This is a genomic window from Cupriavidus sp. 05T42 (assembly GCF_056396345.1).
Window position 1 is genome coordinate 152,839 of record NZ_JBFTLH010000005.1, and the last position, 15,077, is coordinate 167,915.

Genomic DNA, 15,077 nt, shown 5'->3' on the forward strand with positions numbered 1-15,077 from the left:
GAACCGCGCCGGCGCCAAGCCGGAGCGATCCACCGACACATCATGACCGAACCGACCCGCGCCCCAGCCGCCGATACGCCTGCCGCCGACGAGAACAAGATCATCGCGGAGCGGCGCGAGAAACTGCAGGCCCTGCGCCAGCAAGGCGTGGCCTTCCCCAACGACTTCCGCCCGACGCATCAGGCCGCCGCGCTCCACGCCGAGCACGGCGAGACCGACCAGGCCACGCTGGAAGCGCAGCCCGTGGAAGTGGCCATCGCCGGCCGGATGATGCTCAAGCGCGTGATGGGCAAGGCCAGCTTTGCGACCGTGCAGGACGGCAGCGGCCAGATCCAGTTCTACGTCACGCGTGACAAGGTGGGCGAAGACGTCTACGCCGCGTTCAAGCACTGGGACCTGGGCGACATCATCAGCGCGCGCGGCGAGCTGTTCCGCACCAACAAGGGTGAGCTGTCGGTGCAGGTGCGCGAACTACGCCTGCTGTCGAAGTCGCTGCGCCCGCTGCCGGACAAGTTCCACGGCCTGGCCGACCAGGAGACCAAGTACCGCCAGCGCTATGTGGACCTGATCGTCTCGCCCGAGACACGCGCCACGTTCCGGGCTCGTACAAACGCCATTTCGTCGCTGCGCCGCCATATGGCCGACGCCGGCTTCATGGAAGTGGAAACGCCGATGCTGCACCCGATTCCGGGCGGTGCGGCGGCCAAGCCTTTCATTACGCACCACAACGCGCTGGACATGCAGATGTTCCTGCGCATCGCGCCCGAGCTGTATCTGAAGCGCCTGGTCGTCGGCGGCTTCGAGCGCGTGTTCGAGATCAATCGTAATTTCCGTAACGAAGGGGTGAGCCCGCGCCACAACCCCGAGTTCACGATGATGGAGTTCTACGCGGCCTACACGGACTACCGCTGGCTGATGGACTTCACCGAGAACCTGATCCGCCAGGCGGCCATCGATGCGCGCGGCAGCGCCACGGTGACCTACCAGGGCCGCGAGTTGGATCTCGCCAAGCCGTTCCATCGCCTGACGATCTGCCAGGCGATCCAGAAGTTCGCGCCCGAGTACACCGACGCGCAACTGACCGATGCCGATTTCCTGCGCACCGAACTGAAGAAATTTGGCGTGAATACGAGCGCGCCGCAGTTCCTGAACGCCGGCCTCGGCACGCTGCAGCTGGTGCTGTTTGAGGAAACGGCCGAGAGCCAACTGTGGGAGCCGACCTTTATCGTCGATTACCCCGTCGAAGTGTCACCGCTGGCGCGCGCCTCGGACACGTTGCCGGGCATCACCGAGCGTTTCGAGCTGTTCATCACGGGCCGCGAGATCGCTAACGGCTTCTCGGAATTGAACGATGCCGAGGATCAGGCTGACCGCTTCCGCAAGCAGGTGGAGCAGAAGGACGCCGGCGACGAGGAAGCGATGTACTTCGACGCCGACTACATCCGCGCGCTCGAGTACGGCATGCCTCCGACGGGTGGCTGCGGCATCGGCATCGACCGTCTGGTGATGCTGCTGACCGACAGCCCGAACATCCGCGACGTCATCCTGTTCCCGCACCTGCGCCGCGAGGACTGAACCGCAGGTACGCACCCAGACAACCCACCGCATGCGTGGCAGGTGGCAGAGCACTGACAAACCCCACACTTTTTCGAGTGTGGGGTTTTTCTTTGTGGCGACCGAAATGCGAACGTCTCTGTACCCGCGGTCTAAGGAATCAGCGATTGTTTCCCTGTGTTCGCTCCTGCTAGGTTGATGGCCGCCCCCAGTTGATAAGGGCGACCTAACCAGGAGCGAGGATGCTATTTATTACGAAGCAAGGGCATGTCGACGCGGAGCGAGTGAGGGTGAAGATTTTCCCGAAGATCGAGCGCGGACCGATGGATACCGTAAATGGGATCGTTGTACACCAGACAAGCGCCCCGGAGTCGTCCCATACATTTAACAGCTATGGCGATGTTGCGGCCAATGGCGCTCACTTCTTGATAGACAAGGACGGCATCATCTATCAAACCGCATCCTTGCGGAGAGTGACGAATCACGTCGGACGACTCCGGTCGCGCTGCATTTTGACCAAACAGTGCTCTCCCATCGAGCTAGACAAGATATCCAAGCTCGGAACTGGTGCGCTACATCGACACGAAGTAAAGAAAAAATGGCCCAACCGATTTCCATCCAATCATGACTCGATAGGCATAGAGCTGGTAGGCATGGCCATCGGACCCAAGAACAAGGAAGTTTACGAGGATGTAACTGCCGCTCAAAACTCTTCATTGGACTGGCTGATCTCAGAGCTCATGGACACCTTTGCGGTGGCGGCGCGGGAAGTCTATCGGCACCCCGATATTTCCTACAAGAACCTGACCGAAGCGAGGACCGCAAAATGGTGAGATCAAGAACTCTTCCCCTCTTGAGATCCGCTGCCTTTGTTTTGCTGTGCATGACGGCCGCGCTTTGCTCAGCCAGAGATGTCAGAAAAGTGGTGATTGAAGAAGTCGGCCAATCGCTACCAGATGGAGATCCGCGGACAGCCGAGCTATGCAAGAGATTCCGGCCAACGGTGACGCAGGTAAAGAACTTCTTTTCCAAGATATACCCTGTCCAGGCGCGCATGGTGCTCCACGACTACTACTCCCCATGTTATGCCACGGGCACCGTCGTGTTCGGGGACAGCAGTACCGGGGCGTGGAGCCTATATTCCGGCGGGACGGCAACACTGGTATGGACGCACGGAGGCGATAAGGTCTACGTCTACTATGGAAAGAACAAATGGTACGACCCCTTCGCATGTACTTACGGGCTTGAGGATGAGGGAAAATGTTAGAGGGAGCGCCCGCTTCCATGAGCCAATTTGTTACTGGAGCGCCTGTAGGACGCACTCCGATAGCGCGACAAACCCATGATTGACAAGGGTTTTCCGCGCTACGAATGCTTACAAAATCGAACGGCAATCGGGGCGCGATTCGGCCACACTTGGGGTATCGACCGGCAAGTCCGGTCACCCGGAGAACAACAAATGCAGCACCCCACTCCCGCTACCGCCCATCCGTCGAATTCGCCCACCCCGCCGCTGCCGCCCCAGCGCCGCCTGCACCCGCTGGTCGGCGCCGCGGCAGTCGCCGTAGTGGTGGCCAGCCTGACCGCGGTGGCGGCCGTGACCGGCGTGTTGCCGCTCACGAAGGCGAACCAGGGGCCAGCCGACTACCCGGCCCCGGTCGCCACCCAGTCCATTACCCCCCCGCCGGGTTCGACCACCCGCCCGCCGGCTTATGACGCCCAACAGGCTCAACAGGCCCAGCAATCCCAACAATCCCAGCAGGCGCGTAACGAGCCGCCCCCGCAGCAGGCTCAGGCCGAGGAGCGTCCCGCCACCCGGCCCAGCCATACGGCTGGCCGCGTCACGGCCGTGAGCGTCGTGGAATCGGAGAAGCCCACCAGCGGCGTGGGCGCGGTCGGCGGCGCCGTGGTGGGCGGCCTGCTCGGCAACCAGATCGGCAGCGGCAACGGCCGGATTCTCGGCACCGTAGCCGGTGCGGCGGCGGGCGGTTACGCCGGCAACGTGGTCGAGAAGCACGTGAACAAGGACAAGGCCTACCGCGTCAGCGTGCAGATGGACGATGGCACGCGCCGCACCTTCACCTACAAGAACCCGCCGGGGGTAGATGTGGGCCAGCGTGTCCACATGGAACGTGGCGTGCTGGTAACGGGGTAAGCGGGGGTAAGCGCTTCCCCTGGGAAAGCGAAACGGCCGCGCTGGTGGATGCCAGCGCGGCCGTTTTTCATCGATCTACGATAGGTGCAGCTTTACGCCGCTTCCTCGATCCACGCAGCCTGGATCGCCTCGAGAATCTTCTCACCCGAGCGCTCGGGCAGGTCGTCGAAGCCGTCCAGTTCAAGGACCCACTGGCGCAGTTGCGTGAAGCGGACCGTCACTGGGTCCACCTCGGGGTACTTGTCGTAGAGCGCCGCGGCGATGTCGAAGGTGTCAGTCCATTTCATCTCAGTGGCCTTCCTTGGCGTGGTTGATCGTGTATTTTGGAATTTCTACGGTCAGATCCGCGTCCGCCACCAGCGCCTGGCAAGACAGGCGCGAGTTCGGCTCCAGGCCCCAGGCCTTGTCGAGCAGGTCTTCTTCCTTTTCCTCGGCGTCTTCCAGCGAATTGAAGCCTTCGCGCACTACCACGTGGCACGTGGTGCAGGCGCAAGACTTCTCGCAGGCGTGCTCGATGTTGATGCCCTGGCTCAGCAGCGCGTCGCAAATGCTGGTGCCCTGGGGTGCCTCGAACACGGCCCCCTCGGGGCACAGTTCCACGTGAGGCAATACGATGATTTGTGCCATGTCTGTCCTGGTATGACTATTCTCAATTCGGTGCGGCTCAGCCGAGCTCCTGCACCTTGCGCCCCGCCAGCGCGCTTTTGATCGAGCGGTCCATGCGGCGTGCGGCAAATTCGTCCGTGCCATGCGACAACTGCTCCACGGCGGTCTTGATCGCGTGGTGGTCGTCGCCTGTTGCAATCTGTCGCACATTGGCCATCAGCACTTCCACGCTCGCGCGCTCCTCGGCGGTCAGCAGGTCGCCGTCCACCTCGAGCGCGCGCGTGGTGGCTTCCACCAGCCGTTCGGCTTCCACGCGTTCCTCGGCCAGCGCGCGGGTCTTCATGTCGTGCTCGGCCTCGCGGAAGCTGTCCTGCAGCATGCGCGCGATGTCGTCGTCAGCCAGGCCGTAGGACGGCTTGACCGAGACTGACGCCTCCACGCCCGAGTGCATCTCGCGCGCGGCCACCGACAGCAGGCCGTCGGCATCCACCTGATAGGTCACGCGGATCCGCGCGGCACCGGCCACCATCGGCGGAATGCCGCGCAGCTCGAAGCGCGCCAGCGAGCGGCAATCGCTCGCCAATTCGCGCTCGCCCTGAAGCACGTGGATCGCGATCGCGGTCTGGCCGTCCTTGAACGTCGTGAATTCCTGGGCGCGTGCCACGGGAATCGTGCTGTTGCGCGGGATGATCTTCTCGACCAGTCCGCCCATCGTTTCCACGCCCAGCGAGAGCGGAATCACGTCGAGCAGCAGCCAGTCCTCGCCGGGCGCGTGGTTGCCGGCCAGCAGGTTGGCCTGCATGGCGGCGCCGAGGGCCACGACCTTGTCCGGATCGAGGTTGGTCAGCGGCGTCTGGCCGAAGTAGTCGCCCACAGCCTTGCGGATCGACGGCATGCGCGTGGCACCGCCCACCAGCACGACGCCCTTCACGTCCTGCGTCTCGACGCCGGCATCGCGCAGCGCCTTGCGCGCCGGCGCCAGCGTTTTCTGCACCAGATGCTTCGTAATATCGTTGAAAACCGAGGCGGACAGCGGCAGGTGAACGATCTCGCCACTGGCCAGCACCGCGTCGATCACCGTGCTGTCGCTCTCGGACAAGGCTTCCTTGGCGGCACGGGCGCGCACCATCAGCAGCCGGGTGTCTTCGGCGGACAGCGGCTGCAGGCCGGCCTGTTCCACGATCCAGCACAGCAGGCGCTGATCGAAATCGTCACCACCAAGCGCGGAGTCACCGCCGGTGGACATCACTTCGAACACGCCCTTGGTCAGCTTGAGCACGGAGATGTCGAAGGTGCCGCCGCCGAGATCGTAAACCGCGTAAATCCCTTCGGCCGCGTTGTCGAGGCCGTAGGCAATGGCCGCCGCGGTCGGCTCGTTGAGCAGGCGCAGCACCTCCAGGCCGGCCAGTTGGGCCGCGTCCTTGGTGGCCTGGCGCTGGGCGTCATCGAAATAGGCCGGCACCGTGATCACGGCGCCGACGAGATCGTCGCCAAGCGAATCCTCGGCGCGCTGACGCAGCGTCGCCAGGATCTCGGCCGACACCTCCACCGGGCTCTTCACCCCGGCGGCAGTCTTGATCTGCACCATGCCCGGCGCATCGACGAAGTCGTACGGGCTGTGCTCGATATTGGCCACGTCGCGCAGGCCACGGCCCATGAAACGCTTGACGGAGACGATGGTGTTCTTGGGGTCGCGCACGGCTTCGTCCTGCGCGCGATAGCCGATGTGGGCCGTACGGTCCGGCAGGTAGCGCACGACCGAGGGCAGCAGCGGACGGCCGCGCTCGTCGGACAACACTTCGGGAATGCTGTTGCGCACAGCAGCCACCAGCGAGTTGGTGGTGCCAAGGTCGATACCGACTGCCAGGCGCCGCTGGTGGGGGGCCGGCGACATGCCGGGTTCGGAAATCTGGAGCAGTGCCATGATGATTCTTCGCGTGTTCTTGTGGGGCGATGTCCGGACTTCGCCGGGGAGGACCGTGCCGGGAGACTGGCGATTCGCCTAGTTTTCCAGCCGGTCGATCGCCTCGCTGGCGTCGTGTTCGATCTTCTCGATAAACATCAATTGCCGCGCCGCAGCGCCGGCTGCCTCATTGCTCCCGGCATCGAGCAGCGCGCCGAGCGCCTCCAGGCGCTCGCGCCGTTCCTGGCGCAGGTCGCGCAGCAGGCCGTCGAGCCGGTCCGTTGCGCGGTCTTCCACCGCTTCCTGCAGCGCCTCGCGCCATTCCATCTGCTGCATCAGGAAGGCCGGGGCCATGGCGGTATTGTTCTCCGCCTGGATGTCCACGCCGCGCAGCGTGAGCAGGTAGATGGCGCGTTTCAGCGGCTGGCGCAGCGTGCGATAGGCTTCGTTGGCGTGCGCGGCCCATTGCATCGCCACGCGCCGCTCGGCGTCGCCGGCGTTGGCAAAGCGGTCCGGATGGGCCTGAGACTGCACGGTGCGGTAGGCTTCATCGAGTGATGCCTGATCCACATCGAAGCGCACCGGCAAGCCGAACAGCGAGAAAAAATCGTCTTTCAAAACCTTCCCCAACAAAAAGGAGCGGCCACGCCGCCCCCCTTTCGCACTTCATTGCACTTCAGCGCACTTCAGCACGTCGCCGGATATCAGACCCGGAACGACTCGCCGCAGCCGCACTCGTCCTTGACGTTCGGGTTGTTGAAGCGGAAACCCTCGTTCAACCCTTCGCGTGCGAAGTCCAGTTCAGTGCCGTCGATGTACGGCAGACTTTTCGGGTCGACGATCACCTTGAGGCCCCGCGTCTCGAAGACCTGGTCCTCGGGTAGCACTTCGTCCACGTATTCAAGCTTGTAAGCCAGGCCGGAGCAGCCGGTGGTCTTCACACCCACGCGCAGGCCCACGCCCTTGCCGCGGCGTTCCAGGTAGCGGGCGACGTGCTTCGCCGCCTTTTCGGTCATTGTGATCATCGTTGCCTTGCTGTCAGACACCGCGTCCGGCCAATGCGCCGGGCGCGGCAGTTTCCAACGAAAAAGCCAGTCCGCCGATCAGGCAGCCTGCTGCGCGGCGGGAACGCCGTGCTTCTTCTTGTAGTCGTCGACCGCCGCCTTGATGGCGTCCTCGGCCAGGATCGAGCAGTGGATCTTCACCGGCGGCAGCGCCAGTTCCTCGGCGATGTGCGTGTTCTTGATCTCAAGGGCCTGGTCGACGGTCTTGCCCTTGACCCATTCGGTCACCAGCGACGACGACGCGATGGCCGAGCCGCAACCGTAGGTCTTGAACTTGGCGTCTTCGATCACGCCCGCCTCATTCACCTTGATCTGCAACTTCATCACGTCGCCGCAGGCCGGAGCGCCGACCATGCCGGTGCCCACCGCGTCGTCGTTCTTGTCGAACGAACCGACGTTGCGCGGATTTTCATAGTGGTCGAGAACCTTGTTGCTGTAAGACATTTTGGCTACCTCTGACGAATCTTGAATGGGGGTCGTTATTGTTTTGGGCGCTGCTCAGTGGGCGGCCCACTGGATCGAGTTCAGGTCGACACCGTCCTTGAACATTTCCCACAGCGGCGACAGGTCGCGCAGCTTGCCGATCTTGTTCTTCAGCAGTTCGATCGTGTAGTCGATCTCCTGCTCGGTGGTGAAGCGGCCCACCGTGAAACGGATGGAGCTGTGCGCCAGTTCGTCGTTGCGGCCCAGGGCGCGCAGTACGTACGACGGCTCCAGCGAGGCCGACGTGCAGGCCGAGCCCGACGACACGGCCACGTCCTTGATCGCCATGATCAGGGACTCGCCTTCCACGAAGTTGAAGCTCACGTTCAGGTTGTGCGGCACGCGGTGTTCCAGCGAGCCGTTCAGGTACACCTCTTCCATGCCCGACAGGCCGCGCCACAGGCGGTCACGCAGCATGCGGATCCGTTCGTTCTCGGTGGCCATTTCCTCGCGGGCCAGGCGGAACGCTTCGCCCATGCCGACGATCTGGTGCGTGGCCAGCGTGCCCGAACGCATGCCGCGCTCGTGACCACCGCCGTGCATTTGCGCCTCAATCCGCACACGCGGCTTGCGACGTACATACAGCGCGCCCACGCCCTTCGGGCCGTAGGTCTTGTGGGCCGAGAACGACATCAGGTCGCACTTCAGCGTGTTCAGGTCGATGGTGACCTTGCCGGTGGCCTGGGCCGCATCGCAATGGAAGATGATGCCCTTGGCGCGGCAAATTTCGCCGATCTGCGCCACGTCCTGGATCACGCCGATCTCGTTGTTCACCAGCATCACCGACACCAGGATCGTATCCGGGCGAATCGCCTGCTGGAACACGTCCATGTCGATCAGGCCGTCGTCCTTGACGTCGAGGTAGGTCACCTCGAAGCCCTGGCGTTCGAGCTCGCGGGTGGTGTCCAGTACCGCCTTGTGCTCGGTCTTCACCGTAATCAGATGCTTGCCCTTGCCCGAGTAGAAGTTCGCGGCACCCTTGATGGCCAGGTTGTTCGACTCGGTTGCGCCCGACGTCCACACGATCTCGCGCGGATCGGCGCCCACCAGCGCGGCCACCTGCTCACGCGCTTCTTCGACCGCGCGCTCGGCTTCCCAGCCATAGGCGTGGCTACGCGAGGCCGGATTGCCGAACTGCTCGCGCAGGTACGGAATCATCTTGTCGGCTACGCGCGGGTCCACCGGCGTCGTGGCCGAATAATCCATGTAGATGGGGAAATGTGGGGTGCTCATCGTTATGACTGCCTTATAGGGACCGCTAATCGCTTACTGTCTACCGATAGTTTAAACCAACTATCTGAAATCTGCTCAGGACTGCGCGAGGCTGAACACCGAGTTCACCACGCGGGGGCGCGCCGGCTTTTCCTGCTTCTCGGCCTTGCTGCGCGTCACCGGCACGGGCTGCGCGGCGTCTTCGCGCATGTCGTGCAGCACCGCCGGCTGGCGGGCGCGCTGCTGGTCAACGAGGTTCTTCAGGGAGACGGAGTCGAGGTACTCGACCATCTTCTGGTTCAGCGTGGCCCACAGCTCGTGGGTCATGCATCGCCCGGATCCGTCATCTCCGTTACAATTGCCCTTCCCGCCGCACTGCGTGGCGTCCAGTGGCTCGTCCACGGCGATGATGATGTCCGCCACGGTGACGTCCTCGGCCTTGCGGGCGAGGCTGTAGCCACCCCCCGGACCGCGCACGCTTTCCACGATCTCGTGCCGGCGCAGCTTGCCAAACAGCTGCTCCAGGTAGGACAGAGAGATTTTCTGGCGCTGGCTGATGCCAGCGAGCGTGACGGGCCCCTGATCCTGGCGCATGGCCAAGTCGATCATGGCGGTTACCGCAAAACGGCCTTTGGTGGTCAGTCTCATGATGCTCGGGGAGAAGGAAATACTTGATCGTTTCGCTCAAGTATAAATTTATCCGACCAAATCAGTCAAGTACCCCTGCTGCAGTGCACGGTATCCGGCACGACGCTTTTCAGGCCACATCGCCCGGCGCAGGCGCCGCCACGGGCACCGCGCGCGGCGGAATCAGCAGCGACATCGGGTGCCGCACAATGCGCCTGCGCACCGCCGCACTGAGTTCGCGCCGATCCACGCGAGGCAGGTTGCGCGACCGCATCGCCATATAGAATGCCAGCGCAAAGCTGACTGCCACGTTCAACACCCCCATCAGCGCGATACCGGCCACGGCCAGCCAGAGCGACGGCATGCGCAGTGCATCCATGCCGAGCACGCCGATGGCCGTGCCCACGGAACCGGTGGAAAGCGTCACATGGCGCACTTCCATATGCGGTCCAAAGAAGCTCAGGATCTCCGGCCCGAGCCCAAGCAGGAAGCCCAGCGACACATTGCCCGCGATGCCCGACAGATTGCGCTTCCAGAAATCCGCCAGCTTCATCGCCCCGCCCTGCCCCAGCACGTAGCGCAGCCGGCGGTGGTAGGCCATCACGTCGTGCACGCGGTGCAGCGCGAACCAGTTGTCCGCCCAGCCGGCGATCAGGCTCGACAGCCACAGCAGCACGCCGGTGAACGCGGCGTAGAGCGGCGTGGGGCCGAGAATCGAGAACGATTCGATCGTGGCAATGGCCTTGGCCGGCGTGATCAGGTTGGCGCCGAGCAGCCTTCCGGCCAGCCACTGCACCAGCAGTGCCACCGGGAACACCACGGCCAGGTTGCCGAAAATCGCCGCCGCGTTCGAGCGGATCATCGCGATGGTGTCGTCGACGAAGGCCTCGCGCCCCTCTGGCCGCCCTACGCCATCGAGCCGGTGCGCCAGCGCCGGGCCGGTCATCGCCGGCTGCTTGGTGGCCAGCGTGAAATGCGCGAAATGGATCGCCAGGAAGCTGCCGGCATAGTTCAGCGAGGCCAGCAGGCCCTCCAGGAACTTGTCCAGATGCAGGCCGTAGATCAGAAATTTCAGATAGACCGTGACCACCGTGACCAGCCCGCCGCCGGCCGCCGCGCGCAGCAGCTCGCCGTACTCCTTACGGTCCCGCGTGATGTAGTGCTCGCCGGTCTCGGCGGACCGCTCCACCACCTTGCGCGCCAGTTGCGCGAACGATGAGCCGGCCAGATGCGCGATGCTGCGCCGGGCCTGCGTGGAGCGGATCAGCTCGGCCATCAGGTGCGCGTGGCGGCTGTGGCGGCCTGGGTCCACCCAGGCGTTGAGCAGCAGGTCGATCCGCGCCAGGCGGACCTTCATGCGCTCGATCTGGAACACCACCTCGACGGAGACGCCGTTCTCCTCGAGATCGGCATAGACATGCTGCGCGGCGGCCAGACAGCCATCGAGCAGCGCGCGGAAATAGTTGAGCCGATGGCCGAAGACCTCGTTGTCATGGGCCAGCCCCTCTTCGCACAACGCCGCGATGGCCATGTCGAGCCGGAAAAATGGCGTGTCCTGCACGCGGCCGGGCAGACGCGAACGAATTGACTGGCTCAGGCCGGTGGCGCGCACCTGACTGGCGAGCACCTGGATGCTTGCGGCCAGCGTGTCCTCGAGCTGGATGCGATCGCCCCCGGCGCCCGATTGCAGCGCTGACGCGATGCGCTCGATCAGGTCGGCATCGAGTCCATCGACCCAATCCGCATCAGCCTCATCGGCAAAGACCAGCGCGAACAGGCCGGCCATGTCGTTGCGGTTGGGCGGCGGCGGCAGGAAGCGCGCCTGGAGCCGATCGACCATCTCGCCCCAGAAACCGGGGTGGGAGGCCACGCCGGTATCGCAGAACAGCGAGGTGGGATCGTTGTCACGGACGATCGAGCGGATGGTGCGCGCGAAGCGATCCGCCCAATCGGGGTGCCGCGCCAGCACCTGGAGCAGGTAACGCAGCCGCACGTGGGCGGGATAGCTGCGCGCCGGGGCGTTGGCCTGATCGGGGTGGGTATCCGGATCGGGATCGACGGCCAGGCTGCCGTCGCGCCGGAGCCAGTAGCCCAGCTCGACGAGCCAGGCGTTGCGGTCCGCGAGCAAGGCGTCGGGATTGGCCGAGGCCAGGATGGCGTCGAGCTGCAAGCTCGCATTGCGTGACTCGCGCCACTTGCGCCATTTGCGGAACAGGGAAAAAACCATGGATATCTCTGGAGGGCCGGCAACGTGCCGGCCTGGGGCTGCGGGGCTTGGCGGGGACCTCAGCGGGTGGGCGCCAACCGTTCGCGCAGCATGGCTACCACACCGTCGCAGGCGTCTTCGACGTAGTCGAGCACGGTTTCGAAGCCATCGCCCTCGCCGTAATAGGGATCGGGCACTTCCTCGGCAGGGTGCCGGGTGGCAAAGCTCATCAGCAGCCGGAGCTTGTCCGGGCTGACTTCGGGATGCAGTGTGCGTAGCGTGGACATATTGGCGTGGTCCATCGCCAGCACAAGGTCAAAGCGCTGGAAGTCCGCCACCCCCACCTTGCGCGCCCGCAGCGCGGACAGGTCATACCCGCGCTGCAGCGCGTAGCGCTGGCTGCGGGCATCGGGCGGGCGCCCGAGGTGATAGTCGTGGGTACCGGCGGAATCCAGTTCGACCTGCTCCGCAAGACCCGCGGCGATCAACTTGGCGCGCAGCACGCCTTCCGCCGTCGGCGAACGGCAGATATTGCCCATGCAGCACATCAGGATGGCGAATTTTTTCATCGGCATGATTTTACTTTGCCGATGATGTCGGCACTATGCCAACTGCACCGCCAGCTCCCGCCCTCTCTCCCAGCCGGCCGCTTCCGCCTCTTCCGGTGTCTTGAAGTGGTCCGTCGGTGGCGCGGTTTCCACCAGCGTGCCGGCCGCGCGGATATTGGTGCCGGGGCGGCAGACGCGCACCGTGTATTCCCACTCGATCGACGAACGGGGTTTCACCTGCACCTGGATCTCGTGCGTCTCGAAAACCCTCTTTTTCCATTCACTGCTATAGGCCATGTCTTGTCTCCTGTGCTGCCGGCGACCCTTGGCCCGGGTCAGTTCACCTCGCCGGCATCGATTGTGCGCATGGCGGCAGCTTCGGCCAATGCCAGGGCCGCCTCCGGGGTGGCCGCCGCGCCGGTCTCCGATTCGAATGTCGGACCGCTGACCTCGCCGAACGCGTCGGCGATCGTCACAACGCCCGAAAACCCGCCTCCGGCATGCGGAATTGCCCGCGCCACCACCGCGTAACCACCGTATTCGAACTGTGTCACCATGGCGCGCTCCTCGTTGTTGACCGGCTCCGTCCGGCGTGGATGCCCCCGGACACCCTAGACACTATAGGATGTGATCGCCGCTCGCCCCGAACACCTGGGCGCGCAGCTTGGCCAGTTGGTCGCGAACCTGGGCCGCCTTTTCGAACTCGAGATTCTTGGCATGGTCGAGCATCTGCTTCTCCAGCCGCTTGATCTCCTTCGCGACCTGCTTCTCGCTCATGTCCTCGTATTTCGCGCGCTCGGCGGCTGCGCTCAGTTCCGCCCGGACCTCGTTCGGGTCATAGACCCCGTCGATAATGTCCTTGATCCGCTTGACCACGCCGCGCGGCGTGATGCCATGGGCCTCGTTATGCGCGATCTGCTTGATGCGGCGCCGCTCGGTCTCGTCGATCGCCCGCTTCATCGAATCCGTCATGCGGTCGGCATAGAGGATGGCGGTGCCGTTGACGTTCCGGGCGGCGCGGCCGATGGTCTGGATCAGCGAGCGCTCGGCGCGCAGGAAGCCCTCCTTGTCCGCATCGAGGATGGCCACCAGCGACACCTCGGGAATATCGAGGCCCTCGCGCAGCAGGTTGATCCCCACCAGCACGTCAAACGTGCCAAGACGCAGGTCGCGGATGATCTCCACGCGTTCCACGGTATCGATGTCCGAGTGCAGATAACGTACCTTGACGCCGTTCTCGGACAGGAATTCGGTCAGCTGCTCGGCCATCCGCTTGGTCAGCGTGGTCACCAGCACGCGATCGCCGGCCTGCACGCGGATGTTGATCTCGGATAGCAGGTCGTCCACCTGGGTCGTGGCCGGGCGCACCATGATGATCGGGTCGACCAGGCCGGTCGGCCGCACCACCTGCTCCACCACCTGCCCCGCATGGTCCTTCTCGAACTGCGCCGGCGTGGCCGAGACGAACATCACCTGGCGCATCTTGCGTTCGAATTCGTCGAATTTCAGCGGCCGGTTGTCCAGCGCGGACGGCATGCGGAAGCCGTACTCGACCAGCGTGGTCTTGCGCGCGCGGTCGCCGTTGTACATGCCGTTGAGCTGGCCGATCAGCACGTGAGACTCGTCGAGGAACATCAGCGCGTCCGGCGGCAGGTAATCGACCAGCGTCGGCGGCGGCTCGCCCGGCTTGGCGCCGGAAAGGTGCCGGGAATAGTTCTCGATGCCCTTGCAGAAGCCCAGTTCCGAGAGCATTTCCAGGTCGAAGCGCGTGCGCTGCTCCAGCCGTTGCGCCTCCACGAGACGATTCTCCTTGTAGAAGAAATCGAGCCGCTCGCGCAGTTCCACCTTGATGTCCTCGATCGCCCGCAGCACGGTATCGCGCGGCGTGACGTAGTGGCTCGACGGGTAGACCGTGAAACGCGGAATCTTCTGACGCACGCGCCCGGTCAGGGGGTCGAAGTACTGGAGCGAGTCGACCTCATCGTCGAACAGCTCCACGCGCACGGCCATCTCGGCGTGCTCGGCCGGGAAGATGTCGAGCGTGTCGCCGCGCACGCGGAACGTGCCGCGCTGGAAATCGGTCTCGTTGCGCGTGTACTGCATGGCGATCAGCCGCGCGATGATGTCGCGCTGGCTCAGCTTGTCGCCGGTGCGCAACGTCAGAATCATCTTATGGTATTCGCTCGGATTGCCGATCCCGTAGATCGCGGACACGGTCGCCACGATAATCGTGTCGCGCCGCTCGAGCAGGCTCTTGGTGGCCGACAGCCGCATCTGCTCGATATGCTCGTTGATCGACGAGTCCTTCTCGATGAACAGGTCGCGCTGCGGCACATAGGCCTCAGGCTGGTAGTAGTCGTAGTAGCTGACGAAGTACTCGACCGCGTTGCGCGGGAAAAACTCGCGGAATTCCGAGTACAACTGGGCCGCAAGTGTCTTGTTCGGCGCAAAGACGATGGCCGGCCGCCCCATGCGCGCGATGACGTTGGCCATGGTGAAGGTCTTGCCGGACCCGGTCACGCCCAGCAGCGTCTGGAACGACAGGCCATCCTCGACGCCCTCCACAAGCTGGCGGATGGCCTGGGGCTGGTCCCCCGCGGGCGGGAACGGCTGGTAGAGCTGGAACGGGGAGCCCGGAAAGGTGACGAATTTGTCTTCGTCCAGGACCGGGGCGACTTCGGCGAGATTCGTCATAGGGTAGGGAAAAACCTGAGGAAAA

General features: G+C 64.1%; 16 protein-coding genes. 3 read left to right on the plus strand and 13 right to left on the minus strand.

The annotated features are described in order from the left end of the window. Positions 1–42: 42 nt before the first annotated feature. From lysS to AC1EJR_RS08635, 3 genes are all read left to right on the plus strand, one after another. Entirely contained in the window at positions 43–1,575 is a 1,533-nt protein-coding gene (gene lysS / locus AC1EJR_RS08625; RefSeq protein ID WP_092292589.1) for a lysine--tRNA ligase, read from the plus strand. Between the two features lie 221 nt (positions 1,576–1,796). Continuing rightward, a complete protein-coding gene (locus AC1EJR_RS08630) occupies positions 1,797–2,387 on the plus strand; it encodes a peptidoglycan recognition protein family protein (protein ID WP_441592048.1) in 591 nt (196 codons plus the stop codon). Between the two features lie 626 nt (positions 2,388–3,013). After that, positions 3,014–3,709, plus strand: a complete 696-nt coding sequence (locus AC1EJR_RS08635) for a glycine zipper 2TM domain-containing protein (RefSeq protein WP_441592046.1) — start codon at positions 3,014–3,016, stop codon at positions 3,707–3,709. 92 nt (positions 3,710–3,801) lie between these two features. On the opposite strand, the gene iscX is transcribed toward AC1EJR_RS08635, so the two are convergent. The 13 genes from iscX to uvrB all read right to left on the minus strand — a co-directional run bounded on the left by iscX (position 3,802) and on the right by uvrB (position 15,052). Then, positions 3,802–3,996 (minus strand): Fe-S cluster assembly protein IscX, encoded by a 195-nt coding sequence (gene iscX, locus AC1EJR_RS08640; protein WP_092292583.1) that lies wholly within the window; start codon positions 3,994–3,996, stop codon positions 3,802–3,804. Between the two features lies 1 nt (position 3,997). After that, positions 3,998–4,336 carry an ISC system 2Fe-2S type ferredoxin gene (fdx, locus tag AC1EJR_RS08645; protein ID WP_092292581.1) on the minus strand — a complete coding sequence of 113 codons (339 nt, stop codon included), beginning with the start codon at positions 4,334–4,336 and terminating at the stop codon, positions 3,998–4,000. Positions 4,337–4,373: 37 nt separating this feature from the next. Continuing rightward, complete coding sequence (gene hscA, locus AC1EJR_RS08650) at positions 4,374–6,239, minus strand: Fe-S protein assembly chaperone HscA (RefSeq protein ID WP_454756925.1); 1,866 nt, start codon at positions 6,237–6,239, stop codon at positions 4,374–4,376. A 78-nt stretch (positions 6,240–6,317) separates the two neighbouring features. Beyond that, positions 6,318–6,836, minus strand: coding sequence for a Fe-S protein assembly co-chaperone HscB (hscB, locus tag AC1EJR_RS08655; protein WP_092292577.1), 519 nt, complete (start codon positions 6,834–6,836; stop codon positions 6,318–6,320). A gap of 86 nt (positions 6,837–6,922) precedes the next feature. Continuing rightward, positions 6,923–7,243, minus strand: coding sequence for an iron-sulfur cluster assembly protein IscA (iscA, locus tag AC1EJR_RS08660; RefSeq protein ID WP_092292575.1), 321 nt, complete (start codon positions 7,241–7,243; stop codon positions 6,923–6,925). Positions 7,244–7,321: 78 nt separating this feature from the next. Continuing rightward, positions 7,322–7,726 carry a Fe-S cluster assembly scaffold IscU gene (gene iscU, locus AC1EJR_RS08665; protein WP_092292573.1) on the minus strand — a complete coding sequence of 135 codons (405 nt, stop codon included), beginning with the start codon at positions 7,724–7,726 and terminating at the stop codon, positions 7,322–7,324. A 54-nt stretch (positions 7,727–7,780) separates the two neighbouring features. Then, positions 7,781–9,004 carry an IscS subfamily cysteine desulfurase gene (locus AC1EJR_RS08670; RefSeq protein WP_304441456.1) on the minus strand — a complete coding sequence of 408 codons (1,224 nt, stop codon included), beginning with the start codon at positions 9,002–9,004 and terminating at the stop codon, positions 7,781–7,783. A 69-nt stretch (positions 9,005–9,073) separates the two neighbouring features. Further along, positions 9,074–9,625: a Fe-S cluster assembly transcriptional regulator IscR gene (gene iscR, locus AC1EJR_RS08675; RefSeq protein ID WP_144196102.1), complete on the minus strand. Its 552-nt coding sequence runs from the start codon at positions 9,623–9,625 to the stop codon at positions 9,074–9,076. Between the two features lie 109 nt (positions 9,626–9,734). Then, positions 9,735–11,831, minus strand: a complete 2,097-nt coding sequence (locus AC1EJR_RS08680; protein WP_477112979.1) for a site-specific recombinase — start codon at positions 11,829–11,831, stop codon at positions 9,735–9,737. A gap of 59 nt (positions 11,832–11,890) precedes the next feature. Then, the gene (locus AC1EJR_RS08685) at positions 11,891–12,379 is read right to left on the minus strand and encodes a low molecular weight protein-tyrosine-phosphatase (RefSeq protein WP_092293287.1); all 489 of its coding nucleotides are present in this window, start codon (positions 12,377–12,379) and stop codon (positions 11,891–11,893) included. 33 nt (positions 12,380–12,412) lie between these two features. Continuing rightward, entirely contained in the window at positions 12,413–12,655 is a 243-nt protein-coding gene (locus AC1EJR_RS08690; RefSeq protein WP_092292567.1) for a hypothetical protein, read from the minus strand. Between the two features lie 38 nt (positions 12,656–12,693). After that, entirely contained in the window at positions 12,694–12,915 is a 222-nt protein-coding gene (locus tag AC1EJR_RS08695; RefSeq protein WP_092292565.1) for a hypothetical protein, read from the minus strand. Positions 12,916–12,976: 61 nt separating this feature from the next. Then, positions 12,977–15,052 carry an excinuclease ABC subunit UvrB gene (gene uvrB / locus AC1EJR_RS08700; RefSeq protein ID WP_092292563.1) on the minus strand — a complete coding sequence of 692 codons (2,076 nt, stop codon included), beginning with the start codon at positions 15,050–15,052 and terminating at the stop codon, positions 12,977–12,979. Between the last annotated feature and the right edge of the window lie 25 nt (positions 15,053–15,077).